Source organism: Vibrio sp. H11, assembly GCF_004804295.1.
Lineage (GTDB): Bacteria > Pseudomonadota > Gammaproteobacteria > Enterobacterales > Vibrionaceae > Vibrio > Vibrio ostreae.
Genome location: NZ_SSHN01000004.1, coordinates 94,068 through 118,848, shown reverse-complemented (window position 1 = coordinate 118,848; position 24,781 = coordinate 94,068). Strand labels below are relative to the sequence as shown.

The following is a 24,781-nucleotide window of genomic DNA, read 5'->3' as shown; positions in this document are numbered from 1 at the left end:
CTACGTCAGGAGAGGAAAGGGAGATGAAAACCATCGGTATGTTAGGTGGCATGAGTTGGGAATCCACGGTCAGTTACTACAGCGCAATCAATCAGGGAGTGAAAGAGCGGCTGGGCGGACTGAACTCTGCCAAAATTTGCCTGCATAGTGTTAATTTTGATCCGATTGAAAAACTTCAGCATCAGGGGAAGTGGTCGGAGACGGCACAACTGTTGACCGAGGCGGCGATGTCGGTTCAGGCGGGCGGAGCCGATTTCTTACTGATCTGCACCAATACGATGCATAAAGTCGCCGCTGAAATTGAAGCCCATATCGATATCCCGATCCTGCATATTGCGGATGCTACGGCGCAGCAGCTGATCAAAGATGGTGTCAGCCGGGTAGGGCTGCTCGGTACCCGTTTTACTATGGAACAGGATTTCTATCGCAGCCGGTTGCGCGACAATTTTGCTATTGATGTATTAATTCCTGATGCAGAACAACGTGACATCGTCCATCAGGTGATATATCAGGAGTTGTGTCTGGGTAAAATAAATCCCGATTCACGTCAGCAGTATCTGACGGTTATCGAGGATTTGCAGCGCCGGGGCGCGCAAGCGGTGATTTTGGGGTGTACGGAAATCGCGCTGTTGGTACAGCAAGCGCATACAGCGGTTCCGTTGTACGATACGACCCGCATTCACGCTGAACAGGCGGTGCAGTTCGCATTGTCTGAGGATTAGATGGGGCGGGGAGAGGACAATAGATTATTGAGGTTAGTGTCGCCAGTTCAGCCTGGGAACAGCCGACCCGGGCCAAAAGAGCTGCATGCGGATTTTTCATGCTGCTCAAGGTGAGGCACAATCAGGCATCCATACCGGATGCACCCGAAAATACCTCTTCCTGCTCCCGGTCGATTTAAATATCGTCATGTAGTGGTTTTGTCTCACTCGCCTGTTCAGCGCAGTAATGCTCAATAAAGGTTTCCATGCTTACCGGCTTACTGAACAGGTAACCCTGGAAATAATCGACACCATGCACAGTGAGGTAGTCCAGCTGGTCGTTACGTTCCACTCCTTCGGCAACCGTCGGGATATTCAGGCGCCGGGCGAGATCCAGTACGTTATTGACAATGTGATTGGACAGCTCATTCTCACCAATCAAGTCGATAAAACTCTTGTCTATTTTCAGGTAATCGGCCTGAAACATCTGCAGATAGAGCAGACTCGAATGGCCGGTACCGAAATCATCAATTGAGATGCGGACATGTTCATTTTTCAGGACCTGGTAGGTGTCCATGACCTCGGCTACCTGAAAGGCCTGCTCACGTTCAGTCAGTTCCAGCACCAGGTTGATATGCGGGGCATTCATCAGCTGGCGAAAACGCTGGCAGCTTTGGACGATTTTATCGTTGATTAACTGCTCGGCGCTGATGTTGAATGCGATATGGAAATTGTCCGGAAGCTGTTTGGCTACCGGGGCAAGATGCGTCGCAGTCTGTTCGAGCAGCGCCTCGGTCAGCTTTTGTGACAGCCCGCCACGTTCGATAATAGAAATGAACTCGTACGGACCAACAATTCCACGCGTCGGGTGGTGCCAGCGCACCAGAATTTCACCGCCCACCATGCGCCCGCCACTATCAAAAATAGGCTGGATGTAAGGTTTAAATTGTTGGTGGGCGATGCCCGAAGCCAGCTCTCCGGCCAGCCATGCCGGCTGACACAAAAAACGATAGATCCTGAAACTGGCAAACACATACAGCATCAGAGGGATCAGCAGATAGTAAGTTACCTGCTTGATTATCCGCCAGTGATACATGTTGCTGTCGTAGTTGAACTGCAAACTATAGTCGTAGAGATTCGACTTGAGTATTCCTCCTCTGACCAGAGCGCTGTTTTGATCCAGACTCAGTACACTCCTGTGATTGATCAGTAGCGAAGGTTTAATAAAGGCCGGATTAATATCGAGCAGGGACAGAAAGTAGCGCTCGGAAACCTCATACAACATTCCATCAGTCCGATACAGTACAGATTCAGCTTCGAGCATACCGTTTGTGAGTTCAATCGAAGGTCCCTGCATGGTCAAAGGTAGTGCAGCCAGGCTACCTTGCATTGAATGACAGTAGCCTTGAGGCTGACTTTTTGTCGCCGAGAGTCCGCCGGGGATTTTGAGCATTTCGCGTAACAAAACTGGCTGCAGCGAGGCACAATCCTGATCCGGGTATGCGCTGATATCTCGGCTTATCTTATCCAACTGGATAAACAACTGGTCTATTTGTTCAATCACATTACGGATTTCAGCTCTGGCTTGTTCGGCTAATTGATAGGTAACCCATTGGTAGGCGGCAACAAAGGAAGACAGTGTCAGGACAATAAAGAGTAAGCCAGTGTAGAACCGGGCTTTTTTTATTCTGGACAGACGATAACTGCTTAAAGTGGCTGTAGACAAATGGTTTATTCCTGCAAGACAACAAGTTAAAGGCTCAATACCGGACTACTGCCTAGCTTATAACACAATTTATTTGTGCTACAACATGATAGTGTACCTGAAATCTGTGCTTCTATTAAAGCTCAACTCAACACGAATCTCCATGTGACGACGGCAATTAATGATTTAAAATTATGTTTGGCGCTGCGTCTCTATAGCGGTATAGCGCCAAGAGGGTAAATATTTATATTGCAATAGTTCGGCTTAAACTGTGCGGCTAATGGCCGGGCCGTCAATAGGGCCGATGAATTACCAACCAAAAGCAGTCAACAGTAGGCACGACAGGGCAGGTTTTGATATCATCAGCGCCAGATTTTACGCCATTGATGGTTGGGTTTATGTTGTATTCACTACTCACTGTGTTTGCGCCTATGTTACTGGGTGCACAAATTTTGCTGACGCTGGTTTTAGTTAAAGGGGACATCTGCCCCGGACAGCGCGGACGCATTCATAAAGTACTACCGGCCATTGCTGTACTTTGGTTGGCTGTCACTTCAATTAAAATCGAAGCCTTTTTGATTGTTGCTGCGCTTTTCTATTTTTATTCTCAGGTTCAGACCAAGAAAACCCGTGACAGCGGGCCGATGTGGGTGCTGTATCTGGCTGATGGACTGGCGATTGCTTACGTGGCAATTTTGCTGGGAGACGCGCACAGCTGGTCGGCTGCGCTCTCTCTGCTGACCATGGTTGCGCTATTGGGGGCGATGTTCGGTCACCTGCTGATGACCATTGCCCGAACTCGTTTACAGGCTTTCCATCGTATTCTGCCCGTGGCTGGTATTCTTTCTGCCATGTTAACCACGTTATGCATCGTGCCTTATGCGCACAGTCTCGATAGTGACAGCTTGTATGCCATGACTCAGCCATTGCTTGTCAGTTTTGCACTGTTGGTTGCCGGTATCATAGTCTGGAGTTGGCATATCATGATGTCAAAGACGGTTGATAAAGTGCAGCTTGCTGTGGCTCAGGTTATGATTCTTGCGGCATCGACCGGTTTCCACGGCCTTTACCTGATGTAATAGGGTCCTGGATGAAAAGTGAGAGATATTGAGAAAGCGCCTTCGGGCGCTTTTTGTTTTTGCTGCGCCACTCTGCTCTCCGTCAGGGGGTGTAAATTCACCCCGCAGGTCGGGATTTCGTTCTAAGCTTATACGGAGAAAGGGCGTTGTATGACATGACCAATTAACCTGGTTGAAGCCGACCTGCAGGTCTGCGCGTCCTATCGTCCTGTAACCTGAGGAGCACCATGATGGATTTGAGTAATGCCGGTAAGTTAGACAGTGCCATTCTGTTGGGAATCGTCAATGAAAAGTTACGTCTTGAATGTGACAGCCTTGACGAGTTGGTGACCACTTATGAAATGGATGTGGATCATATGGTCGACAAACTGAGCGCTCTCGGATTTCAGTACGATCCGCTGACCAATCAGTTTAAATGTGCCGGCACTAGCTAGGGCAGCGAGTCAATCAATGGGCCTGCTTAAGAGCAGGCCCATTGGCAAATGTATCCAGTCAGGCCATCTTGATGCCATCAAGGTGGCTTTTGCATTGCTGACGGGCAGTCGCAAAAAAGGCCTGCAGATAACGTTTATCTTTCTCACTGTTACGGGTTGCGGCAAACAAGCGGCGCCATAGTCCTTTACCAAGTGGTTTACTGGTAACCAGACCTTGGCGCGAAAACTCACTGATGGCCCAGTTTGGTAATGCCGCCACGCCAAGTCCGGCCGAGACCATCTGAACCAGCATCAGCGTATTATCGGCTTGTTTCCATTTGGCCGGCTCAATACCTGCTGGCTGCAGAAAATGTTTCACCACGTCGAGGCGCTGTTTTTGCACCGGATAGCTGAGCATGGTTTGTCCGGCTAAATCTTGTGGTGTAATGAACTCTTTTTCCGCCAGCGGATGATTTGTTGCCGTCACCAAACGCATTTCGAAATCGAACAGCGGCTCATAATGCACTTCGGAACGCGGCAGAATATCGGAAGTAATCACCAGGTCCAACTCACCGGCCAGCAGGGCTGGCAGAGGTTCAAAGCCGAAACCGGATGAGAAATCCAGTGCCACACTTGGCCAGGCAATCTGATATTCACGCAAAGCAGGCATCAGCCACTGAAAACAAGAGTGGCATTCGATCGCCATGTGCAGGCGTCCGTTCACATCTTCTTTCAGACTGGCCAGCTCATTTTCTGCTTTGGCGAGTTTAGGGAGTACCTCATCGGCCAGTTTAAGTAAGATTTCTCCTTCGGAGGTAAAGCGCACCGGACGGGTCTTACGCAGAAACAGCTGTCCGCCGATGCGGGCTTCGAGATCTTTAATCTGATGCGATAGGGCAGACTGGGTTAAATGCAGCGCTGTAGCCGTGGAAGTCAGCGAACCAGTGTCCCGCAGTGATACCAGTGTACGCAGGTGCTTGAGTTCTATCATGAGTTGCCTAGTCCAACTTGGAATTATATTTTTGAATTTACGCCGTTTCTATAGGTGTGTAAACATCTAGACGTCTATTTAATCTAAATAAACTTAAAGTAGGAGTAGTTCACCATGAATTATTTTAATAAACAAGTTGAATATCAAAGCGAGGGTTCATTTTACGGTGAGGGTGTTCAGTGAGCGGACTTTGGTCTGTATACACCTAATCTGTCGTGTGAGGGAGTCACCGTGTTACATAAAAAAGCGAGAGGCCTCATTGAAGCCACCTTTTGTTATTCAATATGGCGGTAACGAATGCTATTCTGCCAAGGTCAATAAAGCAACGATAATATGACACATGGTGGATAAGGAGTATTTCCACTGTTCAGCACTCTTAGGGAAAGCAGTAATATGACAAAATCATTCGGACTTAAACAAATCCTTCTTGTTTCGGTCATGGCCTTGGTCGCGGCATCAGTCGCGATATCCAGTACCATCTCCTACCTGAAGGAATCGGAAGTGATTAGTGCAATGATCACCCGCAGCGGCGAGATCTACACCCAGGATAAAGCCAACCTGGTGCAGACCTTCATTCAGGAAAAAATCACGGCGGTGAAAGGAATAGGCGAGCTGTATAAAGATCAGCCTTATCCGGGTAATTCGGCGCAGGATTACATCGATCTGACCGAGCTGTTTGCCACCACGCTGGCGACCGGCAGCTCTTTTATCGGCTTTGAATCCAACGGTGATGCCTACTGGAACCAGATTACCGATGCATGGCCCGGACATAAATTCAATGGTGATATTCGCACCATGAGTTACTACAAGGAAGGACGTCAGTCGATGACCCCTTCACTGACGGATCCGTATCCGGATTCCGCTGATCCGAACACTTACTGGGTCAGTATTGTGCAGCGAACTCAGGATGGCATGTTGGGTGTCGACATGAAACTGGGTTTTCTCAACAAGCTGGTGGAACAATCGACCGATCTGGCCGGCAGTGCTGCCATGATCATCAACCATGATGGTACGGTGCTTGCGTCTTCACAAAATAGCGCGCTAAAACCCGGTGACAAGACTCTGGAAAGCGACTGGTTTAAAGGTGCAGCTAAGAGCATTATTGGTTCTGAGCACAGCGTGCAGGAGTACCAACTGAACGGTGAAGACAAAATCTTTTACTCAAGCCAGATTAAAGTGGCTAATAAAAACTGGTACTTTGTGATTGGACAAAGTAAGGGTATCGCTTTTGCCAATCTTACCGACTCTAAGCACTCTGCGATTGTGATAGGCCTGGTCGCTACCCTGGTCAGCGTGTTGATTGCTTATCTGGTGATTCAGATGCTGTACCGTCCGATTTTATCGCTCAAACAGACCATCCACAGCCTGTCGAGCGGCAATGGCGATTTGACCCAACGTCTTGAGGTGAAATCACAAGATGAGCTTGGTCAGATAGCTCAGGGTGTGAACAACTTCATCAGCCAGTTACAAAGTATGATGCTGGAGATCAAGCAGGCTTCACAAACGCTGCAGTCGAACGTCGGTTCGGTCGAGACATTGTCACAGCGTAACGCCGACAAGCTGCGCCATCACGTTGTTGAGACTGAGCAGATCGTCACCGCGCTGGAAGAAATGAATGCGACCGCCGGTTCAACCGCGTCGGACGCTGCCAACACGTCCAATATTACCCAGCAGGCTAACCATACCAGTGTTGAGTCACGTCAGATTATGGCTCGTTCACTGGCGACTGTGGATGCACTGATTAAAGACGTGGACATGACGGTCGACAGTGTGCGCAGCATGAGTGAAGAAACTCAGAGTATTCATTCGGTTCTGACTGTGATTGGCGAAATTGCAGAACAAACCAATCTGCTGGCGCTGAATGCGGCCATAGAAGCGGCGCGAGCTGGTGAGCAGGGGCGTGGTTTTGCCGTAGTTGCGGATGAAGTGCGCAATCTGGCTAACCGCACCAAAGACAGTACTCAGGAAATCGAGAATGCGATTGGCCGTTTATTGCAGGGCAACCAGGTTGTGGTTGATGCAATGAGTAAAACCAAGCAGCGTTGTCACGACACGGCCAGCAGTTCACAGAACGTTGCTGACAGCCTGGAAACAATGGCAAGCTACATTGACGACATCAACGACCTCAGCACTCAGATTGCGACCGCAGCGGAGGAACAGAGCAGCGTCACGCATGGTGTCAGCGAGAGTATGAACGAGCTCAACCAGATTGTCACCGAGCTGGATGAGATTGGGTCACGCACTCTGGCGGGTATGAGTGACATCACTCAGGTCAACCAGCAGATCGTCTCGACCATCAGCCGCTTTAAGCTTTGATGGTTAACCTGCAAATACGTTAACCGACAGATAAAAAAGGAGGCTCAGGCCTCCTGTATTCTATGGACAATCTTTTTCAGTCACCGTTTGGTCAATCATCAGCTGACCGCGCGTATTGCGCATCTTAATCCGGTAGCTTAGACCAACATCCAGATTGGCACGGATGTCTTTGTCATTGCAGAAGCTGTGAATGCTGTTTTGCAGCACCTGGCTGGCCGGTTTGGCTTTCGGATGGTCGATGTTATAGACCATCATCATCTCAATCATACTGCCTGTGGAGCTGGCACGCATAATATTCAGCGGACCGAGTTCAAGTGGCAACTCTGCACTCAGAATACTGGCGCGATTCGCGGCCAGCAGTTCCAGATTTTTTTCACGTTCAGCCGTTGAGCTGCAACCGGCCAGTAACGCCAGGCTGATCAGCGCCAGACCAAAGGATGATTTTTTCATATCAGAATACTTTTTTGAATGGTTTCACGATAACGTTAGCATAAACACCGGCAGTTACATAAGGATCTGCATCTGCCCAGGCTTTGGCGTCATCCAGTGAATTGAACTCTGCGATCACAGTTGACCCCGTGAATCCTGCCTCACCGGGATTATCTGAATCGATCGCTGGCATCGGACCTGCTGTTAACAAGCGGCCTTCATCCTGGAGAGTTGTCAGTCGCTCAAGGTGAGCCGGGCGAACACTCATACGTTTCTCCAGCGAGTTTTCAACATCTTGTGAGAAGATGACGTACCACATATTAATTTCCTTATAAGTTGCTTATCGGTAAGTGTATACCTAAATTAGGTCAGAGATACTAATGTACTGAAACAGATTGAGTTTTAAAGGGCAAAAAACAGATTTTTTGATTATTTGCCTGGCTTAATCGGACGTGGACGGCCATCGGCATCAATGGCCACGTAGTTAAACGTCGCTTCGCAGACTTGAAAACGGTCCAATACTCCGTTTTCTTTGACAGGTTTTACCCATACTTCCAGATTAATTGACATCGATGTACGGCCTATTTTGGTGCATTCGCCGTAGCAACAGACGACGTCGCCCACCCGGACCGGTTTCTTAAAGGTAATGCTCGACACCGACACAGTAACGATACGTCCGCAGGAGATTTCTTTGGCCAGAATGCCGCCGGCCAAATCGAGCTGAGACATAATCCAGCCACCAAAAATATCGCCGTTTGCGTTGGTATCGGCTGGCATTGCCAGGGTTCTGAGCAGCATCTGGCCCTTCGGTGAGTGTACTTCCTGATTCATTCTTGATATCCGCAATAAACAAAACAGCGACCGTATAGGTCGCTGTAACAACAATAATAGGAATTATAACAACAAAAGTATCAGTGATTCACCTTTCGGGCACTGTTTGCTGTTTTACTCGCCAGAGTTGTTCTGCTCTTTAGGCAGGTGCTTATAAATATAGACACCGGTCAGCAGAGTGTAAGCAAAAGTCGCCGCCAGCAGGCCGAACACTTTAAAGTTGACCCAGGTGTCGAGCGGCAGCTGGTACGCGATGTAAATATTGAGGACCGCACACACAGAGAAGAAACCCACCCAGGCCCAGTTTACCTTGCTCCATACCGCTTCCGGCAGAGTGATTTCTTTGCCCAGCATGCCTTTAATCGCTGATTTGCCCATTAAATGGCTGATCGTCAGTCCCAGCGCGAAAATCATGTAGACAATAGTTACTTTCCATTTGATGAAGTTATCATCGTGCAGGAAGATGGTCATGCCACCAAAAACCGCCACCAACAAAAAGGTGATGATCTGCATTTTTTCCACTTTCTTAAACAGGAAGTAAGTCACCACTATCTGCACTGCCGTTGCGGCAATAAGTGCGCCGGTGGCGACATAGATGTCATAGAACTTGAACAGGGCAAAAAAGATGATCAGTGGGATAAAGTCGAGCAATTGTTTCATGGTGTCGATACGTCCGAATAGTAGCTTGCTGACAGTCTAACGAATTAAGACCGCCAGCTAAACATTAAATGATAATTTGAAACAAATTTGTCGGCGTTTGCGCTTGGTTACAACTGGCAGGAGAGTGCTTGAGCGTTGTGCAAGTAGCCTTCATTGCTCAGGTTTTCGACCAGTTGCTCCAACTCGTCATCGGACAAGTTAAAACAGCTCGACTTACCGGTCATGTCACGTAAGGTTTGATGGTAGGCACTATTGTCGCTGGCTCCGAATCGCTCGTGCAGCAGGGTTTCGATACCTTGGTGAATCAGAGCATAATAGCAGTGGCGTTGCATGGTCATGGCAGACCTCCTTAGTAAAGCCACTCAGGCGAAGTCTGGTTTCAAAGTTTTCTACGTGCGGGTGACGTAAAAGGTGCAACGGTCAGGAGAAAATAGCAGATATGAAAAAGCCACTCCGAAGAGTGGCTTTGGCAATTTTGTCGGTGCAGTGCCCGCTCAATCAGAATTATGCTTCCTGATTCTGGTACTCTTTTTCAGCTTCTGCTTCTTCTTTGATCAGAGCATCAACGATAACCGCACACGCGGCGTCACCAGTGATGTTCAGCGCAGTACGGATCATATCGAAGATACGGTCCAGAGCGAACAGCAGTGGCAGACCTTCGATTGGAATACCTGCCGCTAGCAGTACAGCAACAACCAGGAATGACGGACCCGGTACACCTGCCTGACCAACAGCGCCCAGAGTTGCAGTGACGATGATCGCAACGTAAGCGCCCATGCTCAAGTCAATATGGAACAGTTGTGCGAAGAAGACAGCAACCAGACCGTAGTAAATCGCGTTACCGGACATATTGATGGTTGCGCCCAGAGGCAATACGAATGACGCGGTAGAGTTACGCACACCCAGTTCGTTTTCAACGGTGTCCATCGTTACTGGCAGAGTGGCCATTGATGATGCAGTAGACAGTGCCACGGCTTGCGGTTTCTTCATCGCTTTGATGAAGTTCTTCGCTGAAGTCTTAGTGAACAGTTGGATCATCAGCGGGTAAACCACGAAACCGAAGATCAGTATAGCGGCTACGTACACAACAAACAGCTTGAACACCACCATCAGTGCGCCGAAACCGAATGTACCCACGGCTTCAGCCATCAGGCCAAATACACCGATAGGGGCGATAATCATGACCTTGTTGATCATCCATACCATGGCATCAACAAGAGTATTTACGCCATTGATCACTGGCTCACGTTTGTTCTTTGGCTGCTTAGAAATCGCTACGCCCAGGAACAGGCAGAAGACCAGAATCTGCAGGATGTTCGCATCATTCAGTGACTGGAAAACGTTGGTTGGGATCATACCAATGATGGTGGCCCAGAAAGTTGGTAGTTCACCTTTTGATGCATATTCAGAAGAGAACATGCCTTCCACGCCGGAGACATCAATGCCTAGACCTGGTTGGAATACGGCACCCATTACCAGAGCCAGAGCTACCGCCAGCGCTGAAGTCACAGCAAAGTAACCCAGAGTTACGAAGCCGACTTTACCTGCGGACTGGCTGTCACCCAGACCGGCTGCACCTGAAATCAGGGCAACGGCGACCAGTGGGATCACCAGCATTTTGATTAAATTAATGAAAATGGCACCCAGAGGTGCAAACATTGCGGCGTCTTGACCCATGGTGGCACCGATTGCAGTACCCAGGATCATCGCAATCACGACCTGAACGCCGATGTTGCTTAATAAGTTCTTTTCTTTTAACACTTCCATAACCTCTGTGCTAACAATATTGAAATATCCAGTATTACCCTCTGTGCATAATATATTCAGTGGATAATTGTATTGTTCCCGCTTTTTACACGTTCCTGTCACAATTGGCAATATGTAATCAGGGGGAATTTGGCATCAAACAACTATTTTATTGACGTGAGTAGGATTTTTAAGCACACGAAAACGTTTGCTTTGAAGTTTTAAGTAAGTGAAATGTCAATGAACTAGCACAGTATAAGGAAGGAATAAAACGGGGACTTGTTAGTAAAGTGTTTGGTTTCTGACATGAGTAAGAAACCAAACACTTATCTTAACAGCATTTACCGATAAGTTGCTGCTTTCATATTACGGGTGAATTGTGCTAACTCTGTTAACATTTTCTCATCGTCACCCTGGTTGGTCTCGATAATTTTTACCACGGCTGAACCCGAGATAGCGCCGGCTGCGCCGGAAGCGATAGCCTGTTTAACCTGCTCCGGTTCGGAAATGCCAAAGCCAAGCAGAGAGGGTGGCGCATTATACTGGTTGAGTTTTTCCAGCTGAGTCAGGACCGGCATCTTAGCTTTAGTTTCGGTACCGGTGACACCGGCACGAGACAGCAGGTAAGTGTAACCACCACCGAGTTTGGCTACCGATTGCAATGTTTCATCACTCGCTGTCGGCGGTGCGATGAAAATTGGCTTGATACCGTATTTATTTGCCGCTGCGACAAATTCTTCACTTTCGTTGGTCGGGACGTCCGCCACCAACACCGAATCGATGCCCGCTTGCTGGCAACGTTGGTAGAAGTTGTCAACACCACGTGCGTAAACCAGGTTCGCATACATCAGCAGGCCAATTGGCAGTTCCGGATACTGAGCACGGATTTTACCAATCAGCTCAAAGCAGACACTCGGAGTCGTTTGGGCGTCCAGAGCACGAATATTTGCGCCCTGAATGGTCGGACCGTCCGCCAAAGGGTCAGAGAACGGGATACCCAGTTCCAGAGCATCAGCACCTGATTCGACCAGCGTTTGCATGATACGCAGTGATTGCTCCGGATTCGGATCGCCGATGGTGACAAACGGAACGAAAGCCCCCTGTTTGTTGTCAGCCAGACGCTGGAATAGCGATTGATAGCGGTCCATTAGATCTCTCCTTTTTCTTCTAAAATCTTCAATACGGTGAAGATATCTTTGTCACCACGGCCGGAAAGGTTAACCACCAGCAATTGTTCTTTTTCAGGTTCGGCGTACGCCATTTTCACTGCCTGAGCCAGTGCATGCGAAGACTCCAGCGCAGGGATGATGCCTTCATTGCGGGCCAGTTTCTGGAACGCTTCCAGCGCTTCATCATCGGTAATGCTTTCGTATTCGGCGCGGCCAATCGCGTTCAGGTGCGCATGCTGCGGGCCGACTGACGGGAAGTCCAGACCAGCAGACACAGAGTAAGACTCTTCAATCTGACCGTCTTCGTCCTGCATCATCGGTGCTTTCATGCCGAAGTAAATGCCAGTTTTACCGTGTTTCAGCGGCGCGCCGTGCATGTCGGTATCAATACCTTTACCCGCTGGTTCAACACCAATCAGGCGCACTGACTCTTCTTCGATGAAATCGGCGAACATACCGATAGCGTTTGAACCGCCGCCGACACAGGCAATCACTGCATCCGGCAGACGCCCTTCACGCGCCAGGATTTGGTTCTTGGTTTCTTCACCGATAATGCGCTGAAATTCACGTACGATAGTCGGAAACGGGTGAGGGCCTGCGGCAGTACCCAGCAGGTAGTGCGCAGTTTCGTAGCTGCCAGACCAGTCACGCAGCGCTTCGTTACACGCATCTTTCAGCGTTGCGGAACCGGAATGAACCGGGATCACTTCCGCTCCCATCAGGCGCATACGGAATACGTTCGGGCTTTGGCGCTCGACGTCTTTCGCCCCCATGTAAACGCGGCATTTCAGCCCCATCAGCGCACAAGCCAGAGCGGTGGCAACGCCGTGCTGACCTGCCCCTGTCTCTGCAATGATTTCCGTTTTTCCCATGCGTTTAGCCAGCAGAGCCTGACCCAGTACCTGGTTGGTTTTGTGCGCGCCGCCGTGCAGCAGATCTTCGCGCTTCAGGTACAGCTTGGTTTTGGTACCCTTGGTGATGTTTTGCGTCAGAGTCAGCGCGGTCGGACGACCCGCATACTCTTGCAGCAGGGACATAAATTCAGAACGAAATTCAGGATCTTCCTGTGCGTCGATAAAAGCCTGTTCCAGCTGGTCGAGTGCCGGAACCAGGATTTGTGGTACAAACTGACCACCGTATTCGCCAAAGTAGGCGTTTAATTTTGCCATGATCTTATTCCTTCAATAACCGTTTCTTGCGATTTATGGTTATGGTCAATTAGTAATTACGGATTTCGTTGAATGCCTGGCGCAGTTTGGCCATGTCTTTTTTACCCGGCTCGCTCTCAACTCCTGAGTTGAGGTCCAGACCGAGGCAGCCCAGCTGGGCCGCTTGTTTGACATTGTCCGGATTAAGGCCGCCGGCCAGCATAATGCGTTGTGGGTTGTCGATCAGGTTCCAGTCAAACACACGGCCGGTGCCGCCACTCTGGTTGCCCACTTTGGCATCAAGCAAGTGACGATCGACGTTATTCAGCATGGCTGGTAACGTGTCTTCGATGCCGTACGCCTTCCATACTTCAGTCTGCTCCGGCAGACGGGCGTTGAGTTCATCGACATAAGCCTGGTCTTCATCACCGTGCAGTTGGACGGCAAACAGACCCAGGTCAGTTGCGATATCAACGACAGCATCGATACTGTGATTCTGGAACACACCCACGTATTGCAGCGGCGCACCGCTCATGGTCATACGTGCGGTCTCGATATCAACGTAGCGTTTCGATTTTTCCACAAAAATCAGACCACCAAATGCCGCGCCAGCCTGATACGCTTTCACCGCGTCGTCGGCATGAGTCAGCCCACATACTTTGTTTTCACCCAGCACCACTTTACGTACGGCCAGTTCAACATTGTCCTGACTCATCAGTGAGCTGCCGATCAAGAAGCCATTGGCGAAGCGGGACAGGTCACGTACTTGCTGGTGAGTGTAGATACCGGACTCGGAAATCACTGTGGTACCTTTTGGCAATTTCGGTGCCATTTGTTTGGTACGGTTAAGATCCGTCGTCAAATCGCGCAGGTTTCGGTTGTTGATACCGATAACTCGTGCCTGTAGTGCCACGGCGCGCTCCAGCTCTTCATCGTTGCTGACTTCTGTCAGCACGCCCATGCCCAGCTCGTGAGCCACGTTAGCCAGCTCACGGTAAGTGTCGTCATCCAGTACAGATAACATCAGCAGAATAGCATCGGCGCCGTAGTGACGAGCAAGATAAACCTGGTAAGTGTCGATCATGAAATCTTTGCACAGCACTGGCTGGGAAACCTGGGCACGCACGCGTGGCAGGAAGTCAAAACTGCCCTGAAAGTACTTCTCATCAGTCAGTACAGAGATGGCATTCGCGTACTGGTTGTAGACTGACGCGATGTAGTCCAGATCGAAATGCTGACGAATCAATCCCTTCGATGGCGATGCTTTTTTGCATTCCAGAATGAATACGGTGTTGTCGCCGCTGAGCGCATCGTAGAAGCTACGATCGGAAGCAGTCAGCAGAGATTTGAAGGTTTCCAGTGGTTGTGAGGCTTTGCGCTCAGCAACCCAGGTCACTTTGTCAGTGACGATTTTTGCCAGTACTTCGGCCATCTGGGCATTGTGCACCGAAATGTGCTCAGACAATTGTCCGGATGATGGGGTGTGTGCTTTGTTCTGTTCAGACACGTTTTGTTCAGACATCAGGGGATTAACCTCGCTCTGCTAGTTGTTGTACCAGATCAAACGCTTTGCCTGAGTTCATGACATCAATGGCTTGTTGTGCGTTGGCTTTCAAATCTTCAAAGCCAAACATGCGCAGCAACAGGGCAACGTTCACCGCCACTGCGGCGACCTGAGCAGATGTCCCCTTGCCAGTCAGAATGTTTTCGATGATGAGGCGGTTTTCCTGTGGATCGCCACCTTCAATGGCTTGCAGCGGGTAGCTGTCCAGGCCAAAGTCTCGCGGCGTAAGGGTGTACTCGACAATTTTACCATCTTTGATTTCGGCAACCAGTGTCTCTCCATGAATTGCCACTTCGTCCAATCCTGAACCATGAACCACAGCGGCTCGTTTCAGACCCATTTGTACCATGGTTTCGGCGATAGGACGAACCAATTCTGGGCTGTATACGCCCATTAGTTGGATATTCGGGCGAGCCGGGTTAATCAGCGGGCCGAGAATGTTGAAAATGGTGCGGGTTTTCATGCTCTGACGCACTGGTGCCGCATGGCGGAAGCCACCGTGATATTGCGGCGCAAACAGGAAGGCGACGCCGAGATCGTCCAGAGCCTGACGGGTATTCTGTGCGCTCATTTCCATGTTGATACCAAATGCGCTGAGCAGATCCGATGAACCGGATTTGCTCGATACGCCGCGGTTGCCGTGTTTGGCCACTTTGACCCCACAAGCTGCCGCAACGAACGCTGAGGTGGTTGAAATGTTGATGGTGTTAGCGCCGTCGCCACCGGTACCGACGATGTCGGCAAAGTCATAATCCGGGCGTGGGAAGGGGCTGGCATTCGCTACCAAGGCGCGTACTGCACCGACGATTTCGTCTGGTGTTTCACCTTTGATTTTCAGTGCGGTCAGCGCGGCAGCCATCAGAGGTTGCTCACACTCACCACGGATAATGTAGTCAAATAGTGCCTGGCTCTCATCCTGAGTCAGCGCCTGCTGTTCATACAGCTTATTAATGATCGCTTGCATTGCTTTCTCTCCGTATCCTGCCAGCTCGTTGATGTATATCAGTTATTCAGCGAGCGGTTAATCTTTTGTCTGTCGTGTTCGCGCCGGATCTGTCGTCTGCGAATTGGGTCTGACGTCAAATGAAAGGGACGTCGTTATGCTTTATCCATCGCCCAGTTAATCGCGTTCGCGAGCAGAGTCGCACCCTGAGTGGTCATGATGGATTCCGGGTGGAACTGGAAACCGCACAGTTTGTCGGCATCATTGACGATCGACATCGCCAGGCCATCCACTTCAGCGGTGACGGTCAGGCTGTCCGGCACTTCGGTCGCAACCAGAGAGTGATAACGGGCAATGGCCAGCGGAGAAGGCAGCCCCTGATAAATCGGGTGCTGGTTATGCTCCATCATAGAAACTTTACCGTGTACGATTTCACCGGCACCAGCCACAACGCCGCCGTAGGCTTCCACCATAGCCTGGTGTCCGAGACAAATACCGATCATCGGTACTTTGCCTTTCAGGCGTTGCAGGATTTCCGGCATGGAACCCGCGTCCGATGGCGCCCCCGGACCTGGTGACAGAACCACGACTGGGTTGTCGAGTTTGGCCACCGCCTGCTCAATCACATCGGCCGGGATGTGATTACGGTAGATGGTCACTTGATGGCCAAGAGAACGGAATTGATCAACCAGGTTGTAGGTAAAAGAGTCAAAGTTATCGATAAAAACGATATTGGCGGTTTGAGTTGTTTGCGTCATGTTGAGTCTCCTTACGCCTGGTGTGCAAATTGAATCGCGGAAATCACCGCCTGAGCTTTGCCTCGGGTTTCATCGGCTTCTGATTGTGGGTCAGAGTCATACACCACGCCCGCACCAGCCTGAACCTGAGCAATACCGTTTTCAACAAACGCAGAGCGAATGACGATACAGGTGTCTAAATCACCTTCACCAGTCAAGTAACCCACCGCGCCGCCGTAGCTGCCACGGCGTTCTTTCTCAACATCACGAATCAGCTGCATGGCGCGGATTTTCGGCGCGCCGGTCAGGGTGCCCATGTTCATGCAGGCCTGGTAAGCGTGCAGGGCATCCAAGTCACTGCGCAGTTGGCCAACTACGCGGGAAACGAGGTGCATCACGTGGCTGTAGCGATCAACTTTGAGCAGGTCCGCCACGTGACGGCTGCCGGCTTCGGCAATACGCGCCACATCATTACGGGCCAAGTCAACCAGCATCATATGTTCGGCGTTCTCTTTCTTGTCGCAGCGCAGTTCCAGTTCCAGACGGCTGTCGAGATCGAAGTTAATCGAACCATCCGCATTTTTACCGCGCGGGCGGGTACCGGCGATCGGGTAGATTTCAATCTGGTTGGTGTCTGTTGCGTATTTCAGCGCGCTCTCCGGTGAAGCACCGAACAGGGTGAAGCGTTCATCCTGCATGTAGAACATGTACGGGCTCGGATTGCTCTCTTTCAGGCGCTGGTAAGCGGCCAGAGGGGAAGGGCAAGGCAGGAAGAAACGGCGTGATGGGACGACCTGGAAAATATCGCCTTTAATCACGTGATCTTTCAGATCGCGCACGATATCGCAGAAGTGTGCGTCTTCAATATTAGTGGTCAGTTCAACGTTTGGCAGCTTAGTGGCCTGCGGCAGAGTCAGGTTCTGCGACGTTTGCGCTTTGATTTCTTCCTGACGGGCACGCAGCGTTGCTTTGACGGCACTGTCAGAGGTAAACGCCGTTGCCTGTAACTGGCAGGTCGCGGTCTGGTGGTCGATGATCATCAGGTTCTCAGACACATAGAACACGTAATCCGGACAGTCGTTGATTGCCGCGACTTCACCGAGTGGTTCAAAGTTTGCCACCATATCGTAAGCAAACAGACCACCAAGGAAGAGCGCGTATTTATCTTTATCGCTCAGATCAAAGCTGTGCTGCACCAGGCGCAGCGCATCAAATGATGACGCTTCACGCAGGCGCGAATCTTCATCTAATGTATCGCATGGTGTGGTAAACGTCAGCGTCAGGGTTGACTCGCTGCGCTGGCTCGGGATGTCTGCCACAACGTTTTGCGCCAGAACGTCGATCAGAGCACGGCCGTTATCACTTAATGCCTGAAAGGTTACTTCGTGGCCGTAACAGATGATGCGTGCAGCGGCATCAACCAACAGCAGGCTTTTCAGGTTTTGTTTTGAGTCGATTTCGGCAGATTCCAGCAACAGGCAGTCTGTTTTACCGTCACACAAAGCGTGAAACAGTGCGGTTGGATCCTGGGTGTAGGGCAACGTCGTATTCAGTACTTCAATGGTTGCGCGATTTTTGATTTCAATGGCCTTGTTCACAAGACCTCCTTATCTGAATTTTGCGTTTGCCGGTTGGGTTTGTTCGCTGTAATGCAGACTGATGTATGGAGCGAAACCCGACGAATAATATAATGAAAAATAAAATAAAAAGCCCGCTAAGTCAGCGGGCTTCTTGAAAGACGTTTCCTGTCAGACAGGTATACGCGAGCCCACTAAGAACTTGTCCAAGTGTGCCACCAGTTTAGCGCTGCAACAGTAGGGCTGAATTGGGGATTATGGTTTGCTGTAATTTCTAGTAACATGGGAACCTTAAACTGTGCTCTCGTATTTGTGTACTAGTAAACTAGTGCGAAGGTCGAAAGTCAAGCCCAAATAACCGGCAAATTAAAAAAATTATGAAAATTGACCTACACAGTCACACCACGGCATCTGATGGTCGTCTGAGTTTCGAGCAACTGATTGAAAGAGCGGTTGAATTTAACATCGATGTGCTGGCGATCACTGACCACGATACGGTCGATTCACTGCAACCGGCACGTGAGTATATTCAGTCCCGGCAACATGCGATTACCCTGATCAACGGGATTGAATTCTCGACCGTGTGGCAAAACAAAGACATTCATATTGTCGGCCTGAATATCGATATCCAAACGCCGGAGCTGCTGCGTTTAATTGAAGCGCAAAAAGCGCACCGCGTGGCGCGGGCGGAAATGATTGCCGAGCGTCTGGAAAAGGCGACCCGTGAAGGTGTTTTAGAAGAAGTGCAAGCCATTGCCGGCGATGCGCCGATCACGCGTGCCCATTTTGCCAAATGGCTGGTGGATGCCGGCTATGTGAAGAATATGCAGCAGGTATTTAAAAAATATCTGACCCGCAACAATCCCGGTTATGTGCCACCGAACTGGTGTACAATGAAGGACGCGATTGATGCTATCCATGCTGCCGGCGGCCAGGCGGTGCTGGCCCATCCGGCCCGTTACGATCTGACCACGAAATGGCTGAAACGCCTTATCGAGGCGTTCAGTGAAGCGGGTGGCGATGCGATGGAAGTGGCTCAGCCACAACAAGCGCCGCAAGAAAAACGCAATCTTGCCGATTATGCGATACAATACAATCTATTAGCTTCTCAAGGCAGCGACTTTCATTACCCGTCCCCGTGGATGGAATTAGGGCGCAATCTTTGGTTGCCTTCCGGAGTAGAACCTGTTTGGAAAGATTGGACCAATCTTTCCAAACATCCAGTCGAGAGACTCAATGATGAGGTATCACAATGAGCCAGTTTTTTTATGTGCATCCTGAGAATCCACAGACCCGTTTGATCAATCAGGCGGTAGCAATTATTCGCAATGGCGGTGTCATCGTATACCCGACCGATTCCGGTTATGCGCTGGGTTGCCAGTTAGAAAATAAACATGCCCTGGAGCGTATCTGTCAGATCCGCCGTCTGGACGACAAACATAATTTTACTCTGCTGTGCCGCGATTTATCTGAGCTATCTTTATATGCACGCGTTGATAACACGGCTTTCCGCCTGCTGAAGAACAACACGCCGGGTCCCTACACCTTTATTTTTAAGGGCACCAAAGAAGTGCCGCGTCGCCTGATGAATGCAAAGCGTAAGACGATAGGTATCCGCGTGCCAGACAATAAGATCGCGCTGGATCTGCTGGAGGCACTGGGTGAGCCGCTGATGTCCACTTCGCTGATTCTGCCGGGTAACCAAACCACGGAATCGGATCCGGAAGAGATTCGCGATCGCCTTGAGCATGCGGTTGATGTCATTCTGGCCGGCGGCTATCTGGGCGAACAACCAACCACAGTGATTGATTTCAGCGAAGATGAAATGCAAGTGGTGCGTTTAGGTGCGGGCGATCCGACACCATTTGAGTAATCGAACAGGCGCTAATAAAAAGATGCTTTTTCGCGGATTTTTTGCGATAATACGCGACCGCGATTTTGAGGTCGCATCTTGTTATTCGACGTCTGAGAAGACGACATCATAGGTAGATAAATGAGCGAAAAGTTACAAAAGGTTTTAGCACGTGCTGGTCATGGTTCTCGTCGTGAGTTGGAAGCTCTGATCCGAGCTGGGCGCGTAAGTGTTAATGGCAAGGTAGCTGTCCTGGGCGAACGCCTGGATGATGAAAACGCCATCGTGCGTATAGACGGACACGTTGTGTCAGCTAAAGCGCAGGAAGAAGTTGTATGTCGCGTTCTGGCTTACTACAAGCCGGAAGGTGAACTTTGTACCCGTCACGACCCGGAAGGTCGTCGTACGGTGTTTGATCGTCTACCAAAAATTCGTGGCTCGCGCTGGATTTCGGTGGGCCGTCTGGATGCCAACACCTCGGGTCTGCTGCTGTTTACCACTGATGGTGAGCTGGCAAACCGTCTGATGCACCCAAGTCGTCAGGTTGAACGTGAGTATCTGGTGCGTGTGTTCGGTGATGTGACTGAAGACAAAGTACGCAACCTGGTACGCGGCGTTGAGCTGGACGATGGTATGGCTCGTTTTGAAGACGTAGTCTACGCTGGCGGTGAAGGCATGAACCATACGTTCTACGTGGTGATCAACGAAGGCCGTAACCGTGAAGTTCGTCGTCTGTGGGAATCACAGGAAACGACAGTAAGCCGACTGAAGCGTGTGCGCTACGGTGACATCTTCTTGGATAAAAAACTGCCTCGTGGCGGCTGGATGGAACTGTCACTGAAAGACGTTAACTATCTGCGTGAGTTGGTCGAACTGAAGCCGGAAAACAGCACTATGCTGGATCTGTCGAAAGACAACACTTCTCGTAAACGTGAGCGTTCACGCAGCCAGAAGATTCGTCGTGCAGTTCGTCGCCATGAAGAGCGCGTCAGCACACCAGCCGGCGGTCGTGCCAACTCTCGTCGTAAAGAGGGTGGCTCTCGCGGTAAAGCAGCCAGTGAACCACGTAAAGGCCGTTAAGTCAGCCGCTCTGGTCTGAGTCTGGTTAATCGTAACCTGATGACAGCAGCAGTGATAAAACATATTGAATAGCAAAGCCCGGGCCATGCTCGGGTTTTTTATTGCCGTTGGATTATTTTACTGCCGCTGGATCGTTTTAAGACTGGCGTTGTTCAGGCAAGAAAAAGCCCCGCGGATAAGCGGGGCTGAGGTTAAGCAGCACTGATACGGTTTAGGTTACAGCGTCTGATTGAGCTGGAAGTAACGGCCTTGCTCGGCCAGCAACTGATGATGGTTGCCATGCTCGACAATCTCGCCCTGTTCAATCAGGCAAATGGTATCCATCTTTTCCAGTTCCACCAGACGGTGGGTGATGAAGATGACCGTTTTGTTGGTAAAGTGCGACTCAAACAGCGCCATGATTTGCTTTTCGGTCTGCTTGTCGAGACCTTCGGTTGGCTCATCAAGCAGCAGAATCGGGCCGTTGTGCAGCAGTGCACGGGCGATACCGATACGGCGTTTTTCACCCCCGGACAGCTGACGACCCGCGTCACCCAGCCAGGCATCCAATCCCGGAGCATCAAGCAGTTTACCAAGGCCGACTCGTTGCAGAGTTTCACGCAGCAGGGCATCATCGGCATCCGGTTTGGCCATGATCAAATTGTCACGTAGCGTGCCGTTCAGGATATCAACGCGCTGGCTGACCACGCTGATCGCCGCGCGCAGGTCGCTTTCATTCCAGTCTTGCAGTCGGGTTCCGGCAATGCGGACTTCACCTTGCTGTACATCCCAGTAGCGGCACAGCAGCTGGATCAGGGTCGATTTACCCGAGCCCGTCTGACCGACGATGGCGGTTTTGTGGCCGGCCGGAATGGTCAGGCTGACATCACGCAGGACTGGCTGCTCGCTGTCGTTGTACGCAAAGCCGATGTTATCAAACGCGATATCAAACTGGCCCGAGTGGCGGGTAGTGTCCGTTGGGAATACCACATCCGGTTCGGCTAAAATCACCTCATTAAGACGACGCGCTGAAGTCAGGGTTTGGCCCAGATATTGGAACGCTCCGGCAATCGGCATCAGCAGCTCAACACTGGCCATCGTCGCGAATACCACTAGCGCAATCATAGGATCCGGTGCCTGACCGTTAACGCCGTCTGCGGCGAGCCATAGCATCAGGACCAGAGTCCAGCCGTTAGCCAGCATCAGCAGGGCAGAGGCCAGGCCGTTAAAGCTGGCGTTGAGTTTCTGGTTAGCCAGCAGTTTTTCCTGTGCGGTGTAAATCGCTGCGCGATAGCGTGCTTCAGCGCCAAAGATGGTCAGTTCGCTGTAACCTTGCAGCCAGTCCAGGGTCGCGACACGCATGTCGGCTTTATTTTGGGTCAGCTCGGCACCATTGCGTTTACCCAGTTTGTAAAACAGCACCGGCCAGGTCAGCAGCAGAAGCAGCAGGATGGCGCCCAGCGTCAGGCCAAGGGTTTGATCAAACCAGCAGATTAACGCGGTCAGGCCGGCTACACCGAGTACACCAATGGTGACCGGGCTGATAAGGCGCAGGTAAACATGGTCCATCGCATCGATATCTGCCACCAGACGGTTGAGCAGATCCGCATCGCGCAGGTTAGACACGCGGCCCGGGATCATTGGCGCCAGTTTCTGGAAGAAAAAGATGCGCAGATCGGTCAGCAGCTTAAACGTGGCGTTGTGGCTGACCACGCGCTCACCCCAGCGGCCGGCAGTACGGCCCATTGCAAAACCACGCACAAATGCGCCGGGCAGCATGTAGTTAAAGGTTTCGCGCGCAACGGTCAGGCCGGCCACCGCAGCGGCGGACAAGAACCAGCCGGACAGGGTAAGCAGGCCGATAGACGCGCCCAGAGTGGCGAGGCCAAGCAGCATGCCCAGCGTCAGACCAAACCAGTGCTTTTTATACAGTTTCAGGTAGGGTAATAAATCACGCATCTAAGTTCCCCTTATCGGCTTCGTGCAGCGCCTGGTTAGACGCCAGCATATCGGCAAACAGTCCTGGTTGCTGGCTCAGCGCAGTAAAATCGCCGGCCTGGACCAGGGCGCCATCCTGCATCACCAGAATCTGACTGACAGATTGCAGTGGCAGTAACTGGTGTGTCACCAGCAGCGCGGTTTTGTGGGTGATTTGTTGAGTCAGACCTTGCATTACCAGTTGCTCACTGCGGGCATCCAGACTGGCGGTAGGTTCATCCAGCAGCCAGAAGCGGCCTTGTTGCAGCATCGCACGCGCCAGAGCAAGACGTTGAGCCTGACCGACTGACAGGCCTCCGGAGCGGTCGCTGATCGGGTAATCCAGGCCCTGTTTGTTGACAAACTCAGCGGCAAAGGAGTGCTCAAGTACCTCTTGCACCTGGTTGTCACTGATGTTGGATTTGCCGAGGGTAATGTTTTCACGAATGGTGCCGTGTACCAGTAGCGGGTTCTGACCGACCCAGCTGATGTGTTTACGCCAGCTGGCGTGATCAAGCTGACTAAGCTCGGTGCCGTTGATGGTCAGGCTGCCGTCATAAGGCATAAAACCGAGAAGCGCGTTAATCAGGCTGGTTTTACCGGCACCACTCGGGCCGACCAGGGCGGTTGTCTCGCCGCGATTGAGGCGGAATGAGACCGGACCAACCAGGCGCTGACCTTCGGGGCTGAACACCTGCAGATCAGTGGCAATGATTTCGACATCATCCGCATCCTGCATTTGCGCAGAGCCGGATTGGACTTTGCTGACGTCGATATCAAGAAACTCGACGATGCTTTCAGCGGCGCCAACGGCTTGCTGTCTGGCATGGTAGAACGTACCCAGATCGCGCAGCGGTTGATAAAATTCCGGTGCCAGCACCAGAATGAAAATACCGGCAAACAGGGTCACACCAGCGCCGTAGTAGCCAAAGTCCAGTTCACCGATGAAGCTGAAACCAAAGTAAACCGCGGTAATGGCGATAGAAACCGAAGTGAAAAACTCCAGTACAGCGGAGGAGAGAAACGCTATCCGCAACACATCCATCGTACGCTTACGGAATACTTCCGAAGCGCCCCGCATCTGCTCGGTTTCCGCAGCAGTGCGGTCAAACAGACGAATGGTGGTCATTGATTGCAGGCGGTCGTAAAAATGGCCGGACAGGCGCTGCAGCGCTTTGAAGTTTTTGCGCCCTGCGTCGGCCGCTTTAATACCGACCAGTGCCATAAACAGCGGCACCAATGGCGCGGTGATCAGGAAGATCAAACCCGCAGCCCAGTTGACCGGGAATACCACGACAAGAATCACAAACGGGATCAGCACAGACAAGGACATTTGCGGCAGGTAGCGGGCAAAGAAGTCATGCATATTTTCGACCTGTTCCAGGGTCAGCGTCGCCCAGGCACCCGCCGGTTTGCCTTTAATATAGGCAGGCCCAAGGGTGCGCAGTTTGTCGAAAATCAGTTGCCGGATGTAGATCCGGATCTCTTTGCCGGCACGAAAGCCAGCCAGTTCGCGGCCCCAGGAGCACGCGGCGCGTATTGCAATGATGACGATCAGTCCCGCAAAGTAGGGGACTAACTCATACTTGTCGACATGTTGAATGATGAGCTGATGTAATACCGAGGCGAGCAGAGCGGCTTGCGCGAGCAAAAACACACTGGATAATACGCCTAGCCCAATAGCCAGCATTAACCAGCGCTTGGCCAGTTTGCTCTGCTGTTTGAGCCAGATATTCAAGCTCCGTTGCTTTTTCTTATCCATATACTTGAAGGCTTATCTTGAATTCTTATGATTTTGAAAGTGGGCTAGTATACAAAAGAAAACCCGGTGGATATACCACCGGGTTTGCTGCTAACTTGTCAAAACTGAAAAATAATCTTGTA

Annotated in this window: 24 protein-coding genes and 1 other annotated feature; of the genes, 7 read left to right on the top strand and 17 right to left on the bottom strand. The window is 51.0% G+C overall.

Going from position 1 to position 24,781, the window contains the following annotated elements:
- Positions 1-23: 23 nt before the first annotated feature.
- Positions 24-722 carry an aspartate/glutamate racemase family protein gene (locus tag E6C74_RS07670; protein WP_136484118.1) on the top strand — a complete coding sequence of 233 codons (699 nt, stop codon included), beginning with the start codon at positions 24-26 and terminating at the stop codon, positions 720-722.
- Positions 723-897: 175 nt separating this feature from the next.
- On the opposite strand, the gene E6C74_RS07665 is transcribed toward E6C74_RS07670, so the two are convergent.
- The gene (locus E6C74_RS07665) at positions 898-2,427 is read right to left on the bottom strand and encodes an EAL domain-containing protein (protein WP_136484117.1); all 1,530 of its coding nucleotides are present in this window, start codon (positions 2,425-2,427) and stop codon (positions 898-900) included.
- A gap of 377 nt (positions 2,428-2,804) precedes the next feature.
- On the opposite strand from E6C74_RS07665, the gene E6C74_RS07660 reads away from it, so the two are divergent.
- Positions 2,805-3,485 carry a hypothetical protein gene (locus E6C74_RS07660; RefSeq protein ID WP_136484116.1) on the top strand — a complete coding sequence of 227 codons (681 nt, stop codon included), beginning with the start codon at positions 2,805-2,807 and terminating at the stop codon, positions 3,483-3,485.
- A 230-nt stretch (positions 3,486-3,715) separates the two neighbouring features.
- A complete protein-coding gene (locus E6C74_RS07655; protein WP_168796995.1) occupies positions 3,716-3,919 on the top strand; it encodes a DUF4250 domain-containing protein in 204 nt (67 codons plus the stop codon).
- 58 nt (positions 3,920-3,977) lie between these two features.
- Here the strand turns inward: E6C74_RS07655 and metR are convergent, their stop codons facing one another.
- Positions 3,978-4,889, bottom strand: a complete 912-nt coding sequence (gene metR, locus E6C74_RS07650) for an HTH-type transcriptional regulator MetR (protein ID WP_136484114.1) — start codon at positions 4,887-4,889, stop codon at positions 3,978-3,980.
- Positions 4,890-5,282: 393 nt separating this feature from the next.
- Here metR and E6C74_RS07645 point away from each other — a divergent pair, with 393 nt between their 5' ends.
- Complete coding sequence (locus E6C74_RS07645; protein WP_136484113.1) at positions 5,283-7,205, top strand: methyl-accepting chemotaxis protein; 1,923 nt, start codon at positions 5,283-5,285, stop codon at positions 7,203-7,205.
- A 60-nt stretch (positions 7,206-7,265) separates the two neighbouring features.
- Here the strand turns inward: E6C74_RS07645 and E6C74_RS07640 are convergent, their stop codons facing one another.
- From E6C74_RS07640 to E6C74_RS21265, 13 genes are all read right to left on the bottom strand, one after another.
- Complete coding sequence (locus E6C74_RS07640) at positions 7,266-7,655, bottom strand: GspS/AspS pilotin family protein (RefSeq protein WP_136484112.1); 390 nt, start codon at positions 7,653-7,655, stop codon at positions 7,266-7,268.
- Between the two features lies 1 nt (position 7,656).
- A complete protein-coding gene (locus E6C74_RS07635; RefSeq protein WP_136484111.1) occupies positions 7,657-7,953 on the bottom strand; it encodes a YciI family protein in 297 nt (98 codons plus the stop codon).
- A 110-nt stretch (positions 7,954-8,063) separates the two neighbouring features.
- Positions 8,064-8,465, bottom strand: coding sequence for an acyl-CoA thioester hydrolase YciA (yciA, locus tag E6C74_RS07630; RefSeq protein WP_136484110.1), 402 nt, complete (start codon positions 8,463-8,465; stop codon positions 8,064-8,066).
- Between the two features lie 114 nt (positions 8,466-8,579).
- Positions 8,580-9,125 carry a septation protein A gene (locus E6C74_RS07625; RefSeq protein ID WP_136484109.1) on the bottom strand — a complete coding sequence of 182 codons (546 nt, stop codon included), beginning with the start codon at positions 9,123-9,125 and terminating at the stop codon, positions 8,580-8,582.
- Between the two features lie 107 nt (positions 9,126-9,232).
- Positions 9,233-9,463, bottom strand: coding sequence for a phage protein GemA/Gp16 family protein (locus E6C74_RS07620; RefSeq protein ID WP_136484108.1), 231 nt, complete (start codon positions 9,461-9,463; stop codon positions 9,233-9,235).
- Positions 9,464-9,629: 166 nt separating this feature from the next.
- A complete protein-coding gene (locus E6C74_RS07615; protein ID WP_136484107.1) occupies positions 9,630-10,892 on the bottom strand; it encodes a dicarboxylate/amino acid:cation symporter in 1,263 nt (420 codons plus the stop codon).
- 320 nt (positions 10,893-11,212) lie between these two features.
- Positions 11,213-12,019: a tryptophan synthase subunit alpha gene (gene trpA / locus E6C74_RS07610; RefSeq protein ID WP_136484106.1), complete on the bottom strand. Its 807-nt coding sequence runs from the start codon at positions 12,017-12,019 to the stop codon at positions 11,213-11,215.
- Positions 12,019-13,209: a tryptophan synthase subunit beta gene (trpB, locus tag E6C74_RS07605; protein WP_136484105.1), complete on the bottom strand. Its 1,191-nt coding sequence runs from the start codon at positions 13,207-13,209 to the stop codon at positions 12,019-12,021. The genes trpA and trpB overlap by 1 nt, the downstream gene beginning before the upstream one ends.
- Before the next feature lie 49 nt (positions 13,210-13,258).
- Complete coding sequence (trpCF, locus tag E6C74_RS07600; RefSeq protein WP_136484104.1) at positions 13,259-14,710, bottom strand: bifunctional indole-3-glycerol-phosphate synthase TrpC/phosphoribosylanthranilate isomerase TrpF; 1,452 nt, start codon at positions 14,708-14,710, stop codon at positions 13,259-13,261.
- A 7-nt stretch (positions 14,711-14,717) separates the two neighbouring features.
- The gene (trpD, locus tag E6C74_RS07595) at positions 14,718-15,716 is read right to left on the bottom strand and encodes an anthranilate phosphoribosyltransferase (protein WP_136484103.1); all 999 of its coding nucleotides are present in this window, start codon (positions 15,714-15,716) and stop codon (positions 14,718-14,720) included.
- Between the two features lie 134 nt (positions 15,717-15,850).
- Positions 15,851-16,453 carry an aminodeoxychorismate/anthranilate synthase component II gene (locus tag E6C74_RS07590; protein WP_136484102.1) on the bottom strand — a complete coding sequence of 201 codons (603 nt, stop codon included), beginning with the start codon at positions 16,451-16,453 and terminating at the stop codon, positions 15,851-15,853.
- Between the two features lie 11 nt (positions 16,454-16,464).
- A complete protein-coding gene (locus tag E6C74_RS07585) occupies positions 16,465-18,030 on the bottom strand; it encodes an anthranilate synthase component 1 (protein WP_136484101.1) in 1,566 nt (521 codons plus the stop codon).
- Between the two features lie 103 nt (positions 18,031-18,133).
- Positions 18,134-18,236, bottom strand: a sequence feature (Trp leader region).
- Positions 18,204-18,293, bottom strand: coding sequence for a Trp operon leader peptide (locus E6C74_RS21265; RefSeq protein WP_136484100.1), 90 nt, complete (start codon positions 18,291-18,293; stop codon positions 18,204-18,206). Its footprint overlaps the feature before it by 33 nt.
- Positions 18,294-18,386: 93 nt before the next feature.
- Between E6C74_RS21265 and E6C74_RS07575 the strand changes: the two genes are divergently transcribed.
- From E6C74_RS07575 to rluB, 3 genes are all read left to right on the top strand, one after another.
- Positions 18,387-19,265 (top strand): PHP domain-containing protein, encoded by an 879-nt coding sequence (locus E6C74_RS07575; RefSeq protein ID WP_136484099.1) that lies wholly within the window; start codon positions 18,387-18,389, stop codon positions 19,263-19,265.
- On the top strand, positions 19,262-19,882 hold the full coding sequence (locus tag E6C74_RS07570; RefSeq protein ID WP_136484098.1) for an L-threonylcarbamoyladenylate synthase: 621 nt from the start codon (positions 19,262-19,264) through the stop codon (positions 19,880-19,882). The genes E6C74_RS07575 and E6C74_RS07570 overlap by 4 nt, the downstream gene beginning before the upstream one ends.
- A gap of 120 nt (positions 19,883-20,002) precedes the next feature.
- Positions 20,003-20,941 (top strand): 23S rRNA pseudouridine(2605) synthase RluB, encoded by a 939-nt coding sequence (gene rluB / locus E6C74_RS07565; protein ID WP_136484097.1) that lies wholly within the window; start codon positions 20,003-20,005, stop codon positions 20,939-20,941.
- A gap of 216 nt (positions 20,942-21,157) precedes the next feature.
- On the opposite strand, the gene cydC is transcribed toward rluB, so the two are convergent.
- Positions 21,158-22,879, bottom strand: coding sequence for a cysteine/glutathione ABC transporter ATP-binding protein/permease CydC (cydC, locus tag E6C74_RS07560; RefSeq protein ID WP_136484096.1), 1,722 nt, complete (start codon positions 22,877-22,879; stop codon positions 21,158-21,160).
- Positions 22,872-24,659, bottom strand: coding sequence for a cysteine/glutathione ABC transporter permease/ATP-binding protein CydD (gene cydD / locus E6C74_RS07555; protein WP_136484095.1), 1,788 nt, complete (start codon positions 24,657-24,659; stop codon positions 22,872-22,874). Before cydD ends, cydC begins: the two co-directional genes overlap by 8 nt.
- Between the last annotated feature and the right edge of the window lie 122 nt (positions 24,660-24,781).

What these genes read in the sequence shown, in the direction of transcription:
- E6C74_RS07670 (WP_136484118.1), top strand. Translation starts at nt 24, where the DNA reads ATGAAAACCATCGGTATGTTAGGTGGCATGAGTTGGGAATCCACGGTC.
- E6C74_RS07660 (WP_136484116.1), top strand. Translation starts at nt 2,805, where the DNA reads ATGTTGTATTCACTACTCACTGTGTTTGCGCCTATGTTACTGGGTGCA.
- E6C74_RS07655 (WP_168796995.1), top strand. Translation starts at nt 3,716, where the DNA reads ATGGATTTGAGTAATGCCGGTAAGTTAGACAGTGCCATTCTGTTGGGA.
- metR (WP_136484114.1), bottom strand. Translation starts at nt 4,889, where the DNA reads ATGATAGAACTCAAGCACCTGCGTACACTGGTATCACTGCGGGACACT.
- E6C74_RS07645 (WP_136484113.1), top strand. Translation starts at nt 5,283, where the DNA reads ATGACAAAATCATTCGGACTTAAACAAATCCTTCTTGTTTCGGTCATG.
- E6C74_RS07640 (WP_136484112.1), bottom strand. Translation starts at nt 7,655, where the DNA reads ATGAAAAAATCATCCTTTGGTCTGGCGCTGATCAGCCTGGCGTTACTG.
- E6C74_RS07635 (WP_136484111.1), bottom strand. Translation starts at nt 7,953, where the DNA reads ATGTGGTACGTCATCTTCTCACAAGATGTTGAAAACTCGCTGGAGAAA.
- yciA (WP_136484110.1), bottom strand. Translation starts at nt 8,465, where the DNA reads ATGAATCAGGAAGTACACTCACCGAAGGGCCAGATGCTGCTCAGAACC.
- E6C74_RS07625 (WP_136484109.1), bottom strand. Translation starts at nt 9,125, where the DNA reads ATGAAACAATTGCTCGACTTTATCCCACTGATCATCTTTTTTGCCCTG.
- E6C74_RS07620 (WP_136484108.1), bottom strand. Translation starts at nt 9,463, where the DNA reads ATGACCATGCAACGCCACTGCTATTATGCTCTGATTCACCAAGGTATC.
- E6C74_RS07615 (WP_136484107.1), bottom strand. Translation starts at nt 10,892, where the DNA reads ATGGAAGTGTTAAAAGAAAAGAACTTATTAAGCAACATCGGCGTTCAG.
- trpA (WP_136484106.1), bottom strand. Translation starts at nt 12,019, where the DNA reads ATGGACCGCTATCAATCGCTATTCCAGCGTCTGGCTGACAACAAACAG.
- trpB (WP_136484105.1), bottom strand. Translation starts at nt 13,209, where the DNA reads ATGGCAAAATTAAACGCCTACTTTGGCGAATACGGTGGTCAGTTTGTA.
- trpCF (WP_136484104.1), bottom strand. Translation starts at nt 14,710, where the DNA reads ATGTCTGAACAAAACGTGTCTGAACAGAACAAAGCACACACCCCATCA.
- trpD (WP_136484103.1), bottom strand. Translation starts at nt 15,716, where the DNA reads ATGCAAGCGATCATTAATAAGCTGTATGAACAGCAGGCGCTGACTCAG.
- E6C74_RS07590 (WP_136484102.1), bottom strand. Translation starts at nt 16,453, where the DNA reads ATGACGCAAACAACTCAAACCGCCAATATCGTTTTTATCGATAACTTT.
- E6C74_RS21265 (WP_136484100.1), bottom strand. Translation starts at nt 18,293, where the DNA reads ATGTTACTAGAAATTACAGCAAACCATAATCCCCAATTCAGCCCTACT.
- E6C74_RS07575 (WP_136484099.1), top strand. Translation starts at nt 18,387, where the DNA reads ATGAAAATTGACCTACACAGTCACACCACGGCATCTGATGGTCGTCTG.
- E6C74_RS07570 (WP_136484098.1), top strand. Translation starts at nt 19,262, where the DNA reads ATGAGCCAGTTTTTTTATGTGCATCCTGAGAATCCACAGACCCGTTTG.
- rluB (WP_136484097.1), top strand. Translation starts at nt 20,003, where the DNA reads ATGAGCGAAAAGTTACAAAAGGTTTTAGCACGTGCTGGTCATGGTTCT.
- cydC (WP_136484096.1), bottom strand. Translation starts at nt 22,879, where the DNA reads ATGCGTGATTTATTACCCTACCTGAAACTGTATAAAAAGCACTGGTTT.
- cydD (WP_136484095.1), bottom strand. Translation starts at nt 24,659, where the DNA reads ATGGATAAGAAAAAGCAACGGAGCTTGAATATCTGGCTCAAACAGCAG.